This window comes from Terrabacter sp. Soil811, assembly GCF_001429655.1.
Taxonomy (GTDB): domain Bacteria; phylum Actinomycetota; class Actinomycetes; order Actinomycetales; family Dermatophilaceae; genus Terrabacter.
Genome location: NZ_LMSX01000014.1, coordinates 47,460 through 65,326, shown reverse-complemented (window position 1 = coordinate 65,326; position 17,867 = coordinate 47,460). Strand labels below are relative to the sequence as shown.

Annotated in this window: 17 protein-coding genes and 1 pseudogene; 14 read left to right on the top strand and 4 right to left on the bottom strand. The window is 72.4% G+C overall.

The genetic code is table 11. The annotated features are described in order from the left end of the window. Positions 1-141: 141 nt before the first annotated feature. The gene (locus ASH01_RS22105; protein ID WP_156415712.1) at positions 142-438 is read right to left on the bottom strand and encodes a hypothetical protein; all 297 of its coding nucleotides are present in this window, start codon (positions 436-438) and stop codon (positions 142-144) included. A 73-nt stretch (positions 439-511) separates the two neighbouring features. On the opposite strand from ASH01_RS22105, the gene ASH01_RS22100 reads away from it, so the two are divergent. From ASH01_RS22100 to ASH01_RS23800, 10 genes and pseudogenes are all read left to right on the top strand, one after another. Then, a complete protein-coding gene (locus ASH01_RS22100; RefSeq protein WP_056781480.1) occupies positions 512-871 on the top strand; it encodes an NADH-quinone oxidoreductase subunit A in 360 nt (119 codons plus the stop codon). Continuing rightward, positions 871-1,518: a NuoB/complex I 20 kDa subunit family protein gene (locus ASH01_RS22095; protein WP_156415711.1), complete on the top strand. Its 648-nt coding sequence runs from the start codon at positions 871-873 to the stop codon at positions 1,516-1,518. Before ASH01_RS22100 ends, ASH01_RS22095 begins: the two co-directional genes overlap by 1 nt. Next, the gene (locus ASH01_RS22090; protein WP_056781474.1) at positions 1,515-2,042 is read left to right on the top strand and encodes an NADH-quinone oxidoreductase subunit C; all 528 of its coding nucleotides are present in this window, start codon (positions 1,515-1,517) and stop codon (positions 2,040-2,042) included. Before ASH01_RS22095 ends, ASH01_RS22090 begins: the two co-directional genes overlap by 4 nt. Then, positions 2,039-3,007, top strand: coding sequence for an NADH-quinone oxidoreductase subunit NuoH (gene nuoH / locus ASH01_RS22085; protein WP_056781588.1), 969 nt, complete (start codon positions 2,039-2,041; stop codon positions 3,005-3,007). Before ASH01_RS22090 ends, nuoH begins: the two co-directional genes overlap by 4 nt. Before the next feature lie 27 nt (positions 3,008-3,034). Continuing rightward, positions 3,035-3,886, top strand: a complete 852-nt coding sequence (locus ASH01_RS22080; RefSeq protein ID WP_056781469.1) for a NuoI/complex I 23 kDa subunit family protein — start codon at positions 3,035-3,037, stop codon at positions 3,884-3,886. Beyond that, complete coding sequence (locus tag ASH01_RS22075; protein WP_056781465.1) at positions 3,883-4,455, top strand: NADH-quinone oxidoreductase subunit J family protein; 573 nt, start codon at positions 3,883-3,885, stop codon at positions 4,453-4,455. Before ASH01_RS22080 ends, ASH01_RS22075 begins: the two co-directional genes overlap by 4 nt. Further along, complete coding sequence (gene nuoK, locus ASH01_RS23965) at positions 4,452-4,928, top strand: NADH-quinone oxidoreductase subunit NuoK (protein ID WP_056781462.1); 477 nt, start codon at positions 4,452-4,454, stop codon at positions 4,926-4,928. The genes ASH01_RS22075 and nuoK overlap by 4 nt, the downstream gene beginning before the upstream one ends. Beyond that, positions 4,925-6,838 (top strand): NADH-quinone oxidoreductase subunit 5 family protein, encoded by a 1,914-nt coding sequence (locus ASH01_RS22065; RefSeq protein ID WP_056781460.1) that lies wholly within the window; start codon positions 4,925-4,927, stop codon positions 6,836-6,838. Before nuoK ends, ASH01_RS22065 begins: the two co-directional genes overlap by 4 nt. After that, complete coding sequence (locus ASH01_RS22060; RefSeq protein WP_056781456.1) at positions 6,829-8,334, top strand: complex I subunit 4 family protein; 1,506 nt, start codon at positions 6,829-6,831, stop codon at positions 8,332-8,334. The genes ASH01_RS22065 and ASH01_RS22060 overlap by 10 nt, the downstream gene beginning before the upstream one ends. Beyond that, positions 8,331-9,707, top strand: a pseudogene (locus ASH01_RS23800) (NADH-quinone oxidoreductase subunit N); the annotation flags it as partial. The gene ASH01_RS22060 and the pseudogene ASH01_RS23800, both read left to right, overlap by 4 nt. 193 nt (positions 9,708-9,900) lie before the next feature. Here ASH01_RS23800 and ASH01_RS22050 read toward each other — a convergent pair. Next, positions 9,901-10,518, bottom strand: coding sequence for a hypothetical protein (locus tag ASH01_RS22050; protein ID WP_056781585.1), 618 nt, complete (start codon positions 10,516-10,518; stop codon positions 9,901-9,903). A 194-nt stretch (positions 10,519-10,712) separates the two neighbouring features. Here ASH01_RS22050 and htpX point away from each other — a divergent pair, with 194 nt between their 5' ends. The 4 genes from htpX (at position 10,713) to ASH01_RS22030 (ending at position 15,501) form a co-directional block, all read left to right on the top strand. Further along, on the top strand, positions 10,713-11,588 hold the full coding sequence (gene htpX, locus ASH01_RS22045; protein WP_056781453.1) for a zinc metalloprotease HtpX: 876 nt from the start codon (positions 10,713-10,715) through the stop codon (positions 11,586-11,588). 72 nt (positions 11,589-11,660) lie between these two features. Continuing rightward, entirely contained in the window at positions 11,661-14,159 is a 2,499-nt protein-coding gene (pepN, locus tag ASH01_RS22040) for an aminopeptidase N (protein ID WP_056781449.1), read from the top strand. A 5-nt stretch (positions 14,160-14,164) separates the two neighbouring features. Beyond that, positions 14,165-14,989 carry a hypothetical protein gene (locus tag ASH01_RS22035; RefSeq protein ID WP_056781445.1) on the top strand — a complete coding sequence of 275 codons (825 nt, stop codon included), beginning with the start codon at positions 14,165-14,167 and terminating at the stop codon, positions 14,987-14,989. After that, the gene (locus ASH01_RS22030) at positions 14,986-15,501 is read left to right on the top strand and encodes a GNAT family N-acetyltransferase (protein WP_056781443.1); all 516 of its coding nucleotides are present in this window, start codon (positions 14,986-14,988) and stop codon (positions 15,499-15,501) included. Before ASH01_RS22035 ends, ASH01_RS22030 begins: the two co-directional genes overlap by 4 nt. Before the next feature lie 81 nt (positions 15,502-15,582). On the opposite strand, the gene ASH01_RS22025 is transcribed toward ASH01_RS22030, so the two are convergent. Continuing rightward, the gene (locus ASH01_RS22025; RefSeq protein WP_056781440.1) at positions 15,583-15,981 is read right to left on the bottom strand and encodes a VOC family protein; all 399 of its coding nucleotides are present in this window, start codon (positions 15,979-15,981) and stop codon (positions 15,583-15,585) included. Positions 15,982-16,154: 173 nt separating this feature from the next. Then, complete coding sequence (locus ASH01_RS22020) at positions 16,155-17,675, bottom strand: SDR family NAD(P)-dependent oxidoreductase (protein ID WP_056781437.1); 1,521 nt, start codon at positions 17,673-17,675, stop codon at positions 16,155-16,157. Positions 17,676-17,867: the final 192 nt, after the last annotated feature.

Genomic DNA, 17,867 nt, shown 5'->3' with positions numbered 1-17,867 from the left:
TCGAACTTCCATACGATTCACTGCCCGGGGCCCTGTGCGGCGGGCACTTTCCATGCTATGTCTCGTCGGGCCTCAGATCGTGCACCTGCCACAACGTGGACGACGCGGGTCGACGCGGTGCCGACACAGGGTGAGCCGCGGTCAACGCACCGAGGCGCCCACCGGGACGTGCCGACCGCGGAGGTAGCGCCCCCCGACGGCGCCGACCGCCGCCCCGATGCCGAGGGCGAGGACCACGTGCGCCACGACGAGGGCGGTGGCGTCCCAGCCGAGCTGGTCGACGCCCGGGTCGACGCCCGGGTCCAGGCAGGGGTCCACGCCCGGGTCCACGCCCGGGTCCGTCACGTCGAGCGGCGCGTCGTCGGGCACGTCGTCGGGCACCTGGGTCGTCGCCTCGTGCGGCGAGCCCACCCGGTCCTGTCCACCCCTGTCGACCATGCGCCGCAGGGTAGCCCGGATGCGGCTGACCACTCCGTGCCACTCGCGTACCGGCATGGATAGGCTGGCCGTCATGTCCGGGTACGTGGCCGTCGCAGCGGTGCTGGGGGCGGGCGTCCTGCTCGTCACGGCGGCGATGCTCGTGCGACGGCTCCTCGCCCCGCGCGCACCCCACGCGGCCAAGCTGGCGACGTACGAGTCCGGTGTCGACCCGGTCGGCGAGGGCTGGGCCCAGACGAAGGTCCGCTACTTCGTCTTCTCCTTCCTCTACGTCGTCTTCGCCGTCGACGCGGTCTACCTCTTCCCGTGGGCGACCGTCATCCGCGACGCCGACCTCGGCCGCGCGAGCCTCGTCGAGATGGGCATCTTCATCGGCGTCATCGTGCTCGGCCTGGCCCACGCGGGCCGCCGCGGTCTGCTGAGGTGGGTGTGATGGATCAGCCGCCGAGCCAGCCCGGCCAGTCGGCGAGCCAGCCGGTCAGCCTGCCGATGCCGACCATCGGACCGGCGTCGATGGGCGTCCTCGGCGCCCACGCGCCCAAGCCGATCAAGGTCGTCCTCAACTGGGGCCGCCGCTACTCCCTCTGGGTCTTCAACTTCGGGCTCGCCTGCTGCGCCATCGAGTTCATCGCCGCCTCGATGGGTCGTCACGACTTCATCCGCCTCGGCGTCATCCCCTTCGCGCCGGGCCCGCGCCAGGCCGACCTCATGGTCGTCTCGGGCACCGTCACCGACAAGATGGCCCCGGCGATCCGCCGCCTCTACGACCAGATGCCCGAGCCGAAGTACGTCATCTCCTTCGGCGCCTGCTCCAACTCCGGCGGCCCCTACTGGGACTCCTACTCCGTGACGAAGGGCGTCGACCAGATCGTGCCCGTCGACGTCTACGTCCCCGGCTGCCCGCCGCGCCCCGAGGCGCTGCTGCACGGCATCATCCGCCTCCAGGAGCAGATCGCCGCCGAGCGCCTGTCGACGCAGAAGCTCAAGGGCAGGTATGCCGGCACCCGCGTCGGCAGCGCCGGCGACCTCCGCCGTCCCCTCCTGCGCCGTGGCGCGAAGCCGGGGGAGGACGGCCGGTGAAGGTCACCGACGTGCGCGACGTGCCCTTCGGGGAGTGGTCGAGCACGGTGCTCTCGCTCCGTGAGGAGGGCTACGCGTACTTCGACTGGCTGACGGCCGTCGACGAGACCGACCGCGAGGGCGACGACGCGGGCTTCGACGTCGTCTGCCACCTGCTCGACACCCGCACGCCGGGCGCGCTGAGGTCGGTGCTGCTGCGCACTCGCGTCACCGGGGGTCTGCCGGTCCCGTCGTTGACGGGGATCTTCCGGGGCGCGGCGTGGCACGAGCGCGAGACCCACGAGATGTTCGGCATCGACTTCGACGGCTTCGACGACGGCAGCGGCCTCGGCCTGCGCCCGCTCCTGCTCCCCGACGGCTTCGAGGGCACGCCGCTGCGCAAGTCCTTCGTCCTCGCGGCTCGCGCCAGCAAGGCCTGGCCCGGTGCCAAGGAGCCCGGCGAGGGCCACGACTCCGCCCGCGCACCCGGCCGCCGGCGCGTCCAGGCGCCCGGCGTGCCCGGACCCGAGTGGGGGCCGCGATGAGCGACCTCGCTCCCTGGCTCGAGGTCGTGCTGCGCGCCGTCGCGGTGCTCGCCGCCTTCCTCGTGCTGCCGCTGCTCGTCGGCCAGACCGAGCACAAGGTCATGGCGCACATGCAGGGTCGCCTCGGGCCGATGTATGCCGGTGGCTTCCACGGGTGGGCCCAGCTCGTCGCCGACGGGGTGAAGTTCGTCCAGAAGGAGGACATCACTCCGGCCCGGGCCGACCGCTGGGTCTTCCGGCTCGCCCCCTTCGTCGCGCTCATCCCCTACCTCGTGGCGCTCGCCGTCATCCCCCTCTCGCCACGGGTCGTCGGGGCCGACGTCGACGCGAGCGTCGTGCTCGTGCTCGCCGTGATCGGGGTCGGCGTCATCGGCACGCTCATGGCCGGGTGGGCCTCGGCCAACAAGTACTCCCTGCTCGGGGCGATGCGCGCCGCCGCGCAGCTCGTGTCCTACGAGCTGCCGATGGTCCTCGCGGTCGCCTCGGTCGCCCTCGCCGCCGGGAGCCTGTCGCTCGTCTCCATCGCCGAGGCGTGGAACCCGTGGTGGCTGCTCTGGCAGCTGCCCGGCGCCGTCGTCTTCCTCGTCGCGGCCCTCGCCGAGCTGCAGCGCCCGCCGTTCGACATGCCGCTCGCCGACTCCGAGATCGTCTTCGGCGCCTTCACCGAGTACACCGGCCTGCGCTTCGCTTTCTTCCTGCTCGCCGAGTACGCCGGCATCGTCGTCATGTCGCTGCTCTTCGCGGTGCTCTACCTCGGCGGCTGGGCAGGGCCGTTCGAGCAGTGGCTCGGCTGGGTGTGGACGGTCCTCAAGGGCTTCCTCCTCGCGGTCGTCGTCATCTGGCTCCGCGTGTCGTGGCCGCGCATGCGCGAGGACCAGCTCCAGCGCCTCGCCTGGGTGTGGCTCGTGCCGATGGCCCTCCTCCAGCTCGCCCTGACCGCCGTCGGGGTGGTGGTCTTCCCGTGACCGACGACCGATCGAGGGTGGAGCGACATGGCTGACGGGATCATTCCGGGGCTCGTCAAGGGACTCGCGACGACGGCGAAGTCGCTGACCCGGCACACGCACACGGCCGAGTACCCCGACGTCTCACCCGCGCTCCCGCCCCGGTCACGCGGCGTCATCGCGCTGACCGAGGAGAACTGCACCTCGTGCATGCTCTGCGCCCGCGAGTGCCCCGACTGGTGCATCTACATCGACTCGCACAAGGAGGAGCTGCCGCCGACGACGCCCGGCGGCCGCGCCCGCCAGCGCAACGTCCTCGACCGCTTCGCCATCGACTTCTCGCTCTGCATGTACTGCGGCATCTGCATCGAGGTCTGCCCCTTCGACGCGCTGCACTGGAGCCCCGAGTTCGAGTACGCCGAGACCGACATCCGCGACCTGCTCCACGAGAAGGACCGCCTCGGCGCGTGGATGGCCACCGTCCCGGCGCCGCCCGCTCTCGACCCGGGCAGTGCCGACCCTGCCGAGGTCACGGCCGCGGCGAAGCCCGCCCGGGGGTCCGCCGGAGCAGCCGCTGCCGCTGCAGGTACGCGCGGTGCCGGGGCCGCGGCCCGACCGACGCGGGTGCGTCGGGAGACCACGACCCCGCCGCCGCTCGCCGCGCCCGAGCCGGCGGCTCAGCCGGCGGCCGAGCAGACCCGGGTCATGCCGGCGGTCGAGCGGACGGCCGCGCTGCCCGCCGCTGAGTCCACCGAGAGCCTTCCGGCCGCCGAGCAGACCTCGGTCCTCCCGCCCGCCGACGGTGCCGAGGCCGAGCGGGCAGCGGACCAGGCTGCGGCACAAGGAGACTCGACCCAGGTCCTGCCGACGGTGTCGACCGACGAGGAGGGGAGCGAGTGACGACCCGCGACATCGTCTTCACCGCGGTCGGCGCCGTGACGGCCCTGTCGGCGCTGCTGTCGGTGACGACGAAGCAGGTCGTCCACGCCGCGTTGTGGCTGCTCGTGTCGCTCGGCTCGCTCGCAGGTGCCTACCTCGTCCTCGGGCAGGAGCTCGTCGGCCTCGTCCAGCTGCTCGTCTACGTCGGCGCCATCGTCGTGCTCGTCCTCTTCGCGCTCATGCTGACCCGCGCGCCCATCGGTCCCCACGCCGAGATCGACACCCCGTGGTGGCAGCGCCTCGCCGGCGCCCTCCTCGGCGCCGCGACGACCGCACTGCTCGCCTCGCTCCTGCTCCCGCTCTTCTCCGGCGCGACGGCCGACCTCGACACCCCGACGACGACCACGCCGCAGGTGGCGCAGGCGGTCTTCGGCACGTGGGTCTGGCCCTTCGAGCTGCTCTCCGTGCTGCTCCTCGTCGCGCTCATCGCCGCCTTCGCCGTGTCGCGTCTGGTCCTGCACCGCGACGGCGGCGGCGCGCGCCAGCCGGGCGCAGTCCCGTCGGGCGCACGGTCGGACGGTCGCGGATGATCCACCTCTCGCTGCCGGCCGCCCTGTCGGCGCTCCTGGCCGGCATCGGCGTCTACGGTGTCCTCGCACGCCGCAACGCCGTCCTCGTCCTCATCGGTGTCGAGCTCATCCTCAACGCCGCGAACCTGCTGCTCGTCACGGCGGGGTCCCGCCCGGGCGCGCCGCTCTCGGCCGGTCCGGTGCTCACCCTCTTCGTCATCACGATCGCCGCCGCCGAGATCACGGTGGCGCTCGCGATCATCCTCGTGATGTTCCGCCGCACGGGGCACATCGACCTCACGGCGGTTCCCGACCTCACCGACGACGAGCCGGACGACGCCGGCGACGGCTACGGGGCCGACGCCGGCGACACCGGCGACACCGGCGACGCCAGCGACACCGATGACGCCGAGGACCCGCGCGCCGAGGACCGGGACGGACACCCGCACGACGCGACGCGTGAGCCGGCAGCAGCGGGGGAGGGCGTCGCATGAGCTGGATCGTGCGGATGATCATCGTGCTCCCGGCGCTGGCCGCCCTCGTGGGGCTGCTGACGCGGCGCCGGCGCGGGCTCGCGGCGGCCGTCGCCGTGTCGGTGTCGGCCTACGTCGCGGTGCTCGGGCTCATCCAGTGGGTCGCACCGTCGCGCACGGCCGACATCGAGTCGATCGGCAGTCTCCCGCTCGGCGACCTCTCCGTGCCGCTGCACCTGCTCTCCGACCGTGTCTCGGGCCTCGTGGCGTTCGTCGTCGCCCTCGTCGTCCTCGGCATCCAGGTCTTCACCGCGTGGTACCTCCGCGACGACCCCCGCTACGGCCAGTTCGCCGCGACCGTCTCGCTCTTCGCGGCCGGCATGCTGCTCCTCGTCCAGTCGGGCGACCTCGTGCTCATGCTCGTCGGCTGGGAGGTCATGGGCTGGTGCTCGTGGCTGCTCATCGGCCACGACAGCGAGCGTGCGGCGGCGAGGCGAGCGGCCTACAAGGCCTTCATCGTCACCCGCGTGGCCGACATCGCCATGGTCGTGGGCATCGTCGCGCTCTCGGTGCGGGCCCGGTCGACCGACCTCATGGCCGTGCTCACGGCCGGCGGGGACGGCACGCTGCTCACGATCGGTCTCGTCGGCATCGTCATCGGTGTGGCCGGCAAGTCGGGTCTCGTGCCGTTCCACGACTGGCTTCCCGACGCGATGGAGGGCCCGACCCCGGCGTCGGCCCTCATCCACGCGGCGACGATGGTCGCAGCCGGCACGTACGTCATCGCCCGCCTCTTCTCGCTCTACGCCGGGGACGACGGCGCGCGCACCCTGCTCGCAGTCCTGACAGCCGTGACCATGGTCTACGCCGCCCTGCTCGCGCTCGTGCAGACCGACCTCAAGCGGATGCTCGCCTACTCGACCCTGAGCCAGATCGCGATCATGCTCTCGGCGCTCGCCGCGGCACCGGCCGAGCTCGGGCCCGGTGCCGGCATCGCGCACCTCGTCGGCCACGCCTTCTTCAAGGCGCTGCTCTTCCTCGGGGCCGGCTGGCTCTCGGTGCTCGCCGGCGCGACCGCCGTCGCCGCCCTGCGCGGTCGACTGCGTCCGACCGGCGCCTTGCGCTGGTCGATGGGGATCGGCCTCGCCGCCCTCGCCGGCGTACCGCCGCTCATCGGCTTCTTCACCAAGGACACCGTCATCGACGCCGCGCTCGAGGGCGCGACGGGTGGTGGCGGTTTCCGCGCCTGGCTCGTCGTCGTCGCCCTCTTCGTCACCGTCGTCCTCACGGCGGCCTACTGCACCCGCGCCTGGCTGCTGCTCGACACCCCCGTGGCCGCGACGGGCCGGCTGCCCGACGTCGAGCCCGCCGTCGTCGCCGAGGAGGACGTCGCCGTCGTGACCACCACCGACAGCGCCGACGACGCCGAGGTCGAGCGCGTCCACGCCCACGGCCACGCCCCCATCACGCTCCCGGCCGCGCTCGTCGTGTCCGTCCTGGCCGCCCTCACCGTCGTCGGCACCCTCTTCCTCGCCAGCCTCCGCGGTGGTGTGCACGTCGGGCTGCTGAGCGCCCTGCTGTCCGTCCTGCTCGTCGCCGGCGCCGCGTATGCCGTGTGGTCCCTCAGCGACCGCGGCCGGCTCGACGTCGCCGACCGGGTCCCCAGCCGCGTCCGGGAGCCGGCGGTGCGCGGCTTCGGCGTCGACACGGCATACGTCGGCTTCGGCCGGGCCGTCACCGCGGTCGCGCGTCTCGTCGTGGCGCTGGACCGTGACGTCGTCGACGCCTACCCGCGGGCGACCGCCGTCGTCGCCCGGGCCGCCGGCCGGGCGGGGGAGCGGAGCCATCGCGCCGTGCCCTCGCTGTCGCTGCTCAGCCTGCTCGTCGGCGTCGTGGTCGTCGCCGTCCTGGGGGTGGCCGCATGGCGCTGACCCTCGTGCTCCTGCTGCCGCTCCTCGCGGCGATCGCGCTCATCGCGATCCCCGGCGAGTCCACCGTCGAGCGCGGCATCGCGCTCGGATCCACCGTCGTCACGGCGGTGCTCGCCGTCGTCGTCGTGTGGGGCCGCCACGAGGTGGACGTGCCGTGGATCCGCTCGCTCGGCGTCCGGTGGCACTTCGGCGTCGACGGGATCTCGGCGGCCCTCGTGCTCCTCACCGCGCTGCTCACCGTCGCCGTCGTCGCGCACGCCCTGTCCGGGCCGATCCCCAAGGGAGGCACCGGGTCGACCTTCCTCGGCTGCATCCTGCTCGTCGAGGCGGGGGCGCTCGCCACGTTCATGGCGCGCGACGCGATCCTCTTCTTCATCGCCTTCGAGGTCGTCCTCGTGCCGATGTGGGTGCTCGTCCGCCGCTTCGGCGACGACCACGTGCGCGACGAGACCCGCGCCGACGCCGCCGGCCGCTTCGTGCTCTTCACGGTGCTCGGCTCGACGCTGATGCTCGTCGGCATCCTCTTCCTCGTCCACCACCAGGGCACGAGCGACCTCACGGTCCTCGCCGAGCGCCACGGAGCCGGGCTGTCCCGGCCGCTCCAGGTCGCGATCGCCGCGATCCTGCTCCTCGGGCTCGGCATCAAGGTGCCCCTGTGGCCGCTGCACACGTGGCTGCCCTCGGCGCACACCATCGCCCCCACCGCCGGCTCGGTGCTCCTCGCCGCCGTCCTGCTCAAGATGGGCACCTACGGCATCGTCCGGCTCGCGGTCGGCACCGTGCCCGCAGGAGTCGCGCAGCTGAGTCCGGTCCTCGCGATCCTCGGCGTCGTCGGCATCCTCTGGGGAGGGCTCGCCTGCCTCGTCGAGCGCGACCTCAAGCGCCTCATCGCCTACAGCTCGGTCGCGCACATGGGCTTCGTCGCCCTCGCCATCGCGTCGGGCAGTGAGACGGGACTGCAGGCGGCGCTCTTCGGCAACATCGCCCACGGCGTCGTCGCGGCCCTCCTCTTCTTCATCGTCGGCGACCTCAAGGAGCAGTGGGGGTCCTCCGACCTCCACGTCGCCCGGGCCGCCCTGCGTGACAAGGCTCCCCGCTTCGGCCTCGCCCTCGTCGTCGGCCTGGCGGCCGCGCTCGGGCTCCCGGGCCTCGTCAGCTTCTGGGGTGAGTTCCTCGCGTTGTACGCCGCGTGGTCGCCCGCCCCCGACCGGCCCGTCGCGCTCCTGCGCGTCTGCGTCGTGCTCGGTGCCGTGGGGCTCGCGCTGGCGGCGGCCTACGCGCTCCGGGTCGCCCGCATCGTCTGGGCGGGTGAGGGCAGCGACGCCGCGCAGGGGGCTGCGGCCGAGCCCGTGGCGGACGCCCGTGGCGCCCGTTGGGCGGTCGTCATGACGCTCGTCGTGGTCATCATCACGCTCGGCCTGCTCCCGCACCTGCTGCTCGGCCTCTCGGACGCCGCGACGTCCGGCCTGCTCTCCGGACTGGGGGTCTCGCCGTGAAGGGCCTCGCCATCGACTACAGCATCCTGCTTCCGGCGATCCTGCCGGTCGCCGGGCTCGTGCTCGTGCTCGTGCTCGATCTCGTCAACCCGCGCCTGCGCCAGGTGCCTTATGCCGTCGCCGCCCTGGCCGCGCTCGGGTCCGCCGTGGCCACGGTGCCCGGGCTCGCGCTCGGCGGCGGGTCGACGCGCGAGACGTTCTGCCTGACCGGTCGGACCGGACAGGCCACGGGCGGCGCCACGGCGGCCGGCGTCGACGGCCTGCCGCAGGTCTGCCTGTGGCAGGCCGATGCGCTCGGCAGCACCCTCCAGCTCGCAGCCGCCGTCTCCGCCCTCGTCTGCATCGCCCTGGCCTGGCCCCGCACCCGCCGTCGGCGCCCGACCGACAGCACCCGTGAGCCGGTCGAGGCCGTACTGCTCCTCGCGGCCCTCGCCGGCACGATCGTCGTGGCAGCGAGCCGCGACGTCGGCACGTGGCTCGTCGCCCTCGAGCTCGCGACCCTGCCCGTCATCGCGCTCGTCGCCCTCTCCGGGCGCCGGTCGGCCGTGGCCGGCGCCACCCAGCTGCTCGTGACGTCCCTCGTGTCCTTCGCCCTGCTCGTGCTCGGCGTCGCCCTCTGGTTCGCCGCGACGGGAAGCCCGTTCCTGACCCCGGACGCCGCGCTGTCCTCCGGTGGCGCGTTCTCGGCCGCGTCGGGCGCCCCGACGTCCGTCGTCTTCCCGTCGGTCTCGGGAGGCGTCGTCGCGCTGGCGACGGTCCTCGTCGTCGCCGGGGTCGGCTTCAAGCTCTCGCTCGTGCCGTTCCACGCGTGGACGCCCACGGCATACGCCGGCTCGTCGGTGCCCGTCGCGACGTTCCTCGCGACGGTCTCCAAGGTYGCGGCGCTCGCGGCCCTGCTCGTCGTGCTGCGCGCGGTCGCCGCTCTCGGGACGCCCGCCCTGGTGTCGATCGCGCTGCTCGCCTCACTGAGCATGACGCTCGGCAACGTCATGGCGCTGCGCCAGGACGACGTCGTGCGCCTGCTCGCGTGGTCGACGGTCGCCCAGGCCGGGTGGGTCGTGCTGCCGCTCGTCAGCATCTCCGCGCTCGGCGTCGGCGCCAGCGCCACCTACCTGCTCACCTACGTCGTCGCGACGCTCGTCGCCTTCGCCGTCGTCGCGGTCACCCTGCGCGACCGGCCCGGGGAGGGGCGGTCCATCGCGGCCTACGAGGGTCTGTGGCAGCGCAGCCCGTGGCGGGCCGGCGCGCTCGCCCTGGCGCTGACCTCGCTCGCGGGACTGCCGCCCGGCATCATCGGCCTCGTCGGCAAGATCACGGCCCTGCGGCCGGTCGTCGCCGAGGGCTGGGTCTGGCTCGCGGTCGTCGCGGCGGTCAACGCCGTCATCGGCGTCGCCGTCTACCTGCGCTGGCTGCGTGCCGTGATCACCGCCCCCGACGTGGTGGCCGGTGCCGCGGGCTCCGAAGGCCCGGGCCCCGCCCCGGTGGCTGTCGCGCGTCGGCGACCGGTCATGGTCGCCGGGCTCGTCCTCGCGTCGGCCATCCTCGTCGTCGTCAGCGGTGGAGCGGTCAGGCGGTCTGGGGCACTGCCCGGGCGTCACCCGTGGCCTCGGTCGGCTTCGCGAGACCGGTCGCCTCGTCCTCGACGGTCTTGGCGTGGCGCAGGCCGAGCAGCGAGAGCACGAGCAGCAGGGCCGCTCCGACGAAGGAGGCGATGCCGGCCCAGAGGGCGATCGTGCCCATGGTGCCGAAGGCGTAGGCGTTGAGCAGCAGGCCCCGGAGCGTGTTGCCCATGAAGAGGCTCTGGCGGAGGTCGCCGAGGGCCGTGACCTGGGCCGGGTCCGCGTTCGGGTCCTTGACGGCCAACATGTACTCGGCGGACACCTCCGAGTACGTCTTGTTGTTCGCCTGGGTGTTCATGTGCACGAGGATGTAGTGGTCGGCGAAGGCCTTGGCCTGGGCGCCGTTCTCCATCTTCTGGCCGGCGTACTGCAGCAGGGCGTCCTTCTGGTCCTGGGTCTCGAGCGCGGCGGCGGCCGGCATCGTGATGTTCTGCTGGCTCAGCTGCTCCTTGACGTTGTTGGCGACGAAGCTGCTCGCGTAGATCAGGAGCGCGCCGGCCACCGCCAGCACGACGGCCATGATGAGGCCCGTCCACGAGATCAGCCGGTCGAGTGTCTTGCGCATCATGTGCTTCTTTCATCGGATGGGATGTCGGTTTCCCCAACACCGCCAAACTACTACCGCACGTAGTAGATAAGTTGCCGGTTCAACGATGTCTGACCGAGATCTGGGTCACAGAGGTCGTCGAGGTGGATCCCAGTCACCTCTCAGGGGATTCACAGTGGGAACACGCGCTCCAGGCCGCTCGTTCACCCGACATGCACAACCACTTCAACGGGCTCAAGACGGCCGCGCTCTTCGGCGGCATCTGGGCCCTGCTGCTCGGGATCGGCGCGCTCGTCGGTGGAGGGCGCTTCATCTGGTTCTTCGCGCTGATCGGCGTCGCGATGACGTTCTACGGCTACTGGAACAGCGACAAGCTCGCGATCCGGGCCATGCACGCCTACCCGGTCTCCGAGGCGCAGGCGCCGGCGATGTACCGCATCGTGCGCGAGCTCTCGACGGCAGGCGGCAAGCCGATGCCGCGCCTCTACATCAGCCCCACCCAGGCGCCGAACGCCTTCGCGACGGGCCGCAACCCGTCGAACGCCGCGGTGTGCTGCACCGAGGGCATCCTCGGCCTGCTCGACGAGCGCGAGCTGCGCGGCGTGCTCGGTCACGAGCTCATGCACGTCTACAACCGCGACATCCTCACCAGCTCGGTCGCCGCCGCGGTTGCCGGCGTCATCACCTCGATCGGCCAGATGCTGATGTTCTCGAGCATCTTCGGCGGCGGTGGCTCCGACGAGGACCGCCCCAACCCGTTCGCGCTGCTCGCGATGAGCCTGCTCGCGCCGATGGCCGCGATGATGATCCAGATGGCGATCAGCCGCACCCGCGAGTACGACGCCGACGAGGACGGCGCGAAGCTGACCGGTGACCCGCTCGCTCTCGCCTCGGCCCTGCGCAAGCTCGAGTCCGGCGTCGCCCGCGCACCGCTCGCACCCTCCCAGGACATCGTCAACGCGAGCCACATGATGATCGCGAGCCCCTTCCGGGCGCAGGACGTCACCCGGTTCCTCTCGACGCACCCGCCGATGGACCAGCGCATCGCGCGCCTCGAGAGCATGGCCGGCGGTCCGCTCCACCGCTGACCGGGCGGGGTCGACACGACGAGGGGGCAACCCCGGCGACGGCGGGCCCGTCGATCTGGCAGGCTCGCCCCTATGCGCAGTCTCACCCTGGCCGAAGCCCGCGAGCGATCCTCGCTGATCACCGTCACGTCGTATGCCGTCGAGCTCGACCTCGACCAGGGGTCGGAGGTCTTCGGCTCGCGCACCAGCGTCCGGTTCACGTGCGCCGAGCCCGGCGCGGACTCGTGGATCGACCTCAAGGCCCGCTCGGTCGAGACGATCTCGCTCAACGGCGAGTCGCTCGACCCGGCCGGCGTCGTCGACGGCCGCCTCCCACTGGCGGGACTGGCCGCCGACAACGAGCTCGTCGTGGCCGCGACCATGGCCTACAGCCACGACGGGCAGGGGCTGCACCGGGCCACCGACCCCGCCGACGACCTCGACTACGTCTACGGCCACCTCTTCCTCGACGCCGCGCCGAGCGTCTACGCCTGCTTCGACCAGCCCGACCTCAAGGCGCCCTACGACGTCATGGTCCACGCGCCCCTCGACTGGACGGTCATCGGCAACGGCGCCGCCTCCGAGGCGGGCGCCGGCACGTGGAGCCTCGCCACGACGAAGCCGCTCGCGACGTACTTCATGACCGTGTGCGCGGGACCGTACGTCTCCGTCCACGACGAGCACGACGGCATACCCCTGGGCCTCCACGCGCGGGCCTCGCTGCGCGAGCCGCTCGAGCGGCACGCGGCCGAGCTCTTCGACGTGACGAAGCGGTCGTTCGACTACTTCCACGGGCTCTTCGGCATCCGCTACCCGTTCGGCGAGTACCACCAGGTCTTCGTGCCGGAGTTCAACGCCGGCGCGATGGAGAACCCCGGCTGCGTGACCTTCCGCGACCAGTACCTCTACCGCGGTGCAGCGACGCGCGACGAGCTGCTGACCCGGGCCAACACCGTCAGCCACGAGATGTCGCACATGTGGTTCGGCGACATCGTGACGATGAAGTGGTGGGACGACCTCTGGCTCAACGAGTCGTTCGCCGAGTACATGTCGCACCGGTGCCTCGTCGACGCCACCGAGTACACCGACGCCTGGGTCGACTCCTCGATCGTGCGCAAGGTGTGGGGCTACGGCGCCGAGCGCTCCCCGTCGACCCACCCCGTCGCCGGCGTCGAGGCGCTCGACGCGCAGAGCGCGCTGCAGAACTTCGACGGCATCTCGTACGCCAAGGGCGCGGCCACGCTGCGCCAGCTCATCGCGTACGTCGGTGACGACCAGTTCATCGCCGGCGTCCGCGCCTACCTGAACGACAAGTCCTACGGCAACGGCACGCTCGCCGACTTCCTCGCCGCGATCGAGACCGCGAGCGGCAAGGACCTCGAGGCCTGGTCGCGGGCCTGGCTGCTGACGGCCGACCGCGACACGATCTCGGTCGACGTCGAGGAGCAGGCAGGCGTCGTCGAGTCGGCCGTCGTGCGCCGCGAGGCGCCGGCGGACCGGCCGGCCGACCGCCCGCACGCCTTCGACGTCGCGGGGTGGACCGACGGACGCGAGCTCGGTCGTGTCATGGCCACCGTCACCGGACCCGAGACCACCCTCGCCGGGCTCGAGGGGACCCCGGAGCCCGCCGTCGTCGTGCCCAACGCGTCCGACCTGACGTGGGCTCGCGTACGCCTGTCCGACGCCACCGTGGCCGCGCTGCCGTCCCAGCTCGGCCAGATCCCCGACGAGCAGGCCCGCGCCGTCGTGTGGTCCGCGCTCATCGACGGCGTGCACGGCGCGACGGTCTCGCCCGAGGCCTTCCTCGACGTCTTCGACGCCGCGTGGCCGCTCGAGGCGAACTCCTCGATCCTGACCCGGGTCGCGGCCTACGCCGAGCACCGGATCGTGCCGTACTTCGTGCCGCGCGAGTCGCAGGAGGCGGCCATGGCCCGTCTCAACCGGGCTGCGGTGGGGCTGCTCGAGCGGGCCACGGCCGGCACGACCGAGTCGCTCSCCGCGGCCCGCCTCGTCGCCGGCACGAGCGACGACGAGGCCCTGCTGCGCGCGTGGGCCGACGGTCAGGGTCTGCCGGCCGGACTCGAGGACGACGGTGACTTCCGCTGGATCGTCGTGCGCAACCTCGCGGCGCGCGGGCTGATCGGGGTCTCGGAGGTGGAGGCGTTCCGCGCCAAGGACGACACCCTCCAGGGCGGCCTGAACGCGCTGATGTGCCGGGCGAGCCTGCCCGATGCGGAGGCCAAGGCCTGGGCGTGGGAGCAGCTGACCGGCCGCGAGGGCCGCTCCAACTACGAGATGGTCCATCTCGCGCGCGGCTTCTGGGTCGCGCCCGACGCGGCCCTCGTCGCCGACTACGTGCCGCGCTACTTCACGGACGTCCCGGCGATGTCGGCCTGGGTCGGGGAGGACGCCCTGTCGCGCGTCGTCCTCGTCGCCTTCCCGCGGGTCTTCGACGACGAGACGGCACGTCTCAGCGCCGCGGCCATCGCGCGTGACGACCTCACCCCCGCGGTCCACCGCTCTCTCGTCGACGCCGACGCCGAGCTGCGTGAGGCCCTCGCGTCGCGGGCGACGTTCGGCGCGGCCGTCTGACCGCGGTGGACGTCCCGACCCGCGACGAGCTCCCGGACGTCGTCCGCGACGTGTGCGGCTCTCATCTCGCGCTCCTCGACGAGCGCCTGCCGGGGCTGCTCCACGGTCTCCACCTCCACGGCTCGATCGGGTTCGACGGCGAGTTCCACGGCGGCAGCGACATCGACTTCGTCGCGGTCACCACTCGCCGCCCCACCGAGGCGGACGTCGAGGTGCTCCGGGAGGTCCACGGCGAGCTGGCCCGGCGCTGGCCCGAGCCCGACTACGACGGCTTCTACGTTCTCGAGAGCGACCTGGCCGGCGCTCCGGGCGACGTGCCCGAAGGACCTGGCGTCCTGCACCAGTGGTTCGACGTCGGCACCCACTGCGACCTCAAGGAGATCACGTGGCGCGAGCTGCGTGACCACGGGATCACGCTGCGCGGCAAGCACATCCGTGACATCGCGATCGCGAGTGACGACACCGCGCTGCACGACTCCACCCGCGAGAACCTCGACACCTTCTGGCGCTCGCAGCTCGAGGCGATGGAGCACCACCCGCGGGAGGCGTCCTTGCCCCAGGCCGCCGAGTGGGGTGCCCTGGGGGCGCCGCGGCTCGTCCACCTGCTCGTCACCGGGCAGCCCACGTCGAAGTCGAGGGCGGGTCGGTGGGCACGCGAGGCATACCCGCACCACCGCGAGATCGTCGAGGAGGGCCTCCGGGTGCGGGAGCGTCCCGACGACCCGTCGACGTATGCCACCGACCCCGGTCGTCGTCGCCGTGACCTCATCGCGTTCATGACGGAGGTCATCGCCGACGGCGTCGCACTCACGGAGCCCGCCGAGCGGTGAGCCGGGTGTCCCGGGGCGGGTGGGTCGTCGAGCGGGCCGACGTCACGTCGGCCGAGTCGGCGATCTTGCTGCGCGACTACCTCATCGACGTCAGCGACCGGTGGTTCCGGCTGCACGAGGACCGCGACTCGACGCCCGAGGAGATCGAGCGGAGCCTCGCGGAGATGCCGAGCGACGACCTCGCGCCACCGACGGGAGCCTTCGTCGTCGCCCGGTCCGGGGCGCGGCTCGTCGGCTGCGCCGGTGTCCGACTCGTCCCGGGCCGGTCCGACGTCGTGGAGCTGAAGCGGATGTTCGTGCGACCCGAGGCACGCGGGTCCGGACTGGCCGCGGCGCTGCTGGCCGCGGCGGAGGAGGCCGCGCGTGACCTCGGTGCGACGACGGTCCGGCTCGACACGCGCCTCGACCTCGTCGAGGCCCGCGCGCTCTACCTCCGGCGGGGCTACGTCGAGGTGCCGGCGTTCAACGACGGCGACTACGCCGAGGTCTGGTACGCCAAGCCTCTCCGCTGACCGCTGGTTCGTGGAGATCTTCCGGCACCAGGTGCCGAAGGATCTCCACGAACAGGTGCCCCGGACGCCGGGGCCGGCCGGTCAGCGGTCGTAGGCCGTCGTGTGGTGTGGTTCGTAGAGCTGGATCTCGTCGGCTCCCGGGATCGCCAGCATGACGACGAGGCCGTAGCCGTGGTCCGTGGGCTCGGTCGTGAACACCGCTCCGCGCGCGGTGAGCTCGTCCATCGTCGAGCGCAGGTCGTCGCACATGAGCGAGATCGCATGGTGCCGCGGCGCCGACCACGTCGACCCCTCAGGCCCGCGCGTCGGATGCACCCCGAGCTCGCTCGGGCCGGTCCCGAAGATGAGCCAGGCGTTCGTGTCGTCGGCGCCGTCCGAGCCGTCGTCGGTCACGCAGGGCCACTGGAGGACGTCGCGGAAGAAGGCGCGCGTCGCCGCTGCGTCGTCGGAGTACACGAGGTTGTGCACGGCAGTGATCATGGACGGGACGCTACGCCGATGAGGCACGCGACGGCATACCCGTGTCCGCGGTGGGCCGAGGGTCGCGTTTGTGCATCCGCCCGTGACGGGGCCTCCCCTGTCACTCCGCGGTCGACTGCCGGCCACCAGGCGCCGGCGAACCACCGCGAGAGCGGGGTTCCGGGTGCCCGAGGTCACCAGGGGCTGGGCTCGTAGTCCTTGACGAAACAGCCGTAGAGGTCCTCGCCGGCCTCGCCGCGCACGATCGGGTCGTAGACGCGGGCGGCGCCGTCGACGAGGTCGAGCGGGGCGTGCCAGCCCTCGGCGGCGATGCGCAGCTTCTCGTCGTGCGGGCGCTCGTCGGTGATCCAGCCGGTGTCGACGGCCGTCATGAGGATGCGATCGGTCTCGAACATCTCGCCCGCGCTCGTGCGGGTCATCATGTTGAGGGCGGCCTTGGCCATGTTCGTGTGCGGGTGGCCGGGCCCCTTGTAGCGGCGGGAGAACTGCCCCTCCATGGCGGACACGTTGACGACGTAGGCCCGCCGTGCGCCGCCCGCGACCGCGGCCCGCATCGCCGGCCGCAGACGCGAGACGAGGATGAAGGGCGCCGTCGAGTTGCACAGCTGCACCTCGAGCAGCTCGAGCGGGTCGACCTCCTCGACCTTCTGCGTCCACGAGTTGGTGCGCTGGAGGTCGGGCAGCAGACCGCCGGCGTCGACGGCGGTGCCGGCCCGGTGGGCCTCGAGGCTCGCGTGCCCGGCGGTCAGGGCCAGGGCTGTCATCGACGCGGCCGTCTGGGCCGCGATCGCGTGCTCGACCGACTCGCCGTCGTGGTGGGCGATCGCGTGGGTGCCGAGCGCCCCGGCGATCGAGGCCGGGTGCGCCTCGCTGATCCGGTCGAAGGTCACCATCTCGGGCAGGGCCACGCCGTCGGGCAGCGGAGCCGACTCGAGCTCGACGAGGTTGCTGTAGGCGCCGGGGGAGCGGCGCACCGTCTGGGCGGCGTTGTTGATGAGGATGTCGAGCGGGCCGGCCGCGCTGACCTCGTCGGTCAGGGCCACGACCTGGGTGGGGTCGCGCAGGTCGATGCCGACGATCTTGAGCCGGTGGATCCAGTCGGCCGAGTCCTCCATGGCGGAGAAGCGGCGCATCGCGTCCTTGGGGAAGCGCGTCGTGATCGTCGTGTGGGCGCCGTCGCGCAGCAGGCGCAGCGCGATGTACATCCCGATCTTCGCGCGGCCCCCGGTGAGCAGGGCGCGCTTGCCCGTGAGGTCGGTGCGCTGGTCACGCTTCGCGTGCGAGCGAGCCGCGCAGTCCGGGCAGAGCCAGTGGTAGAACGCGTCGACCAGCGTGTAGTCGGTCTTGCAGATGTAGCACCCGCGCGGGTTGATGAGCTCACCGGCGAAGGCGCCGGCTGCGTTGGAGACCAACGGGATTCCCTTGGTCTCATCGTCGATCCGCATGGGGGATCCGGTGGCCGTCGACTCGATGACCTGCCGGTCGGCCTTGCGCTCGGCCCACGTCTTCGCGTTGCGCCGGTCCTTCTTGAGCCGCTTGTACATCAGCGAAGCGGCCCGCTTCAGGGTCTCGAAGTCCGGGTCGTCGATCTCGAGCGAGGGCGCCAGGGCCAGCACACGCACCGCAGTCGCGACGTCCTCGGGGTCGAGGTGCACGACGGCAGCGGGGTCCAGCTCGTTCTCGGTCTCACTCACCGCGCAAGGGTACGCGGGCTGCTCGCTCCGCCCCCAATCCGCGGTCCCGGCCCGGAGACAGGGTATGCCGCCGGGCCGGCGACCGTCCGAGCCACCGGGAGCGTGGTGGTGGGGACGGGCGCGTGCCCGACGGCATACGAGACCGGGGAGGTTGGCCTCGCCCGGGTCACGTCCAGCGTGTCGTCACCCTGT

Bases quoted from the DNA above. Each gene is read 5' to 3' on its own strand.
- nuoH (WP_056781588.1), top strand. From the start codon at position 2,039: ATGAGCGACCTCGCTCCCTGGCTCGAGGTCGTGCTGCGCGCCGTCGCG.
- htpX (WP_056781453.1), top strand. From the start codon at position 10,713: ATGCACAACCACTTCAACGGGCTCAAGACGGCCGCGCTCTTCGGCGGC.
- ASH01_RS22080 (WP_056781469.1), top strand. From the start codon at position 3,035: ATGGCTGACGGGATCATTCCGGGGCTCGTCAAGGGACTCGCGACGACG.
- ASH01_RS22065 (WP_056781460.1), top strand. From the start codon at position 4,925: ATGAGCTGGATCGTGCGGATGATCATCGTGCTCCCGGCGCTGGCCGCC.
- ASH01_RS22100 (WP_056781480.1), top strand. From the start codon at position 512: ATGTCCGGGTACGTGGCCGTCGCAGCGGTGCTGGGGGCGGGCGTCCTG.
- ASH01_RS22060 (WP_056781456.1), top strand. From the start codon at position 6,829: ATGGCGCTGACCCTCGTGCTCCTGCTGCCGCTCCTCGCGGCGATCGCG.
- ASH01_RS22050 (WP_056781585.1), bottom strand. From the start codon at position 10,518: ATGCGCAAGACACTCGACCGGCTGATCTCGTGGACGGGCCTCATCATG.
- ASH01_RS22105 (WP_156415712.1), bottom strand. From the start codon at position 438: ATGGTCGACAGGGGTGGACAGGACCGGGTGGGCTCGCCGCACGAGGCG.
- ASH01_RS22095 (WP_156415711.1), top strand. From the start codon at position 871: ATGGATCAGCCGCCGAGCCAGCCCGGCCAGTCGGCGAGCCAGCCGGTC.
- nuoK (WP_056781462.1), top strand. From the start codon at position 4,452: ATGATCCACCTCTCGCTGCCGGCCGCCCTGTCGGCGCTCCTGGCCGGC.
- ASH01_RS22025 (WP_056781440.1), bottom strand. From the start codon at position 15,981: ATGATCACTGCCGTGCACAACCTCGTGTACTCCGACGACGCAGCGGCG.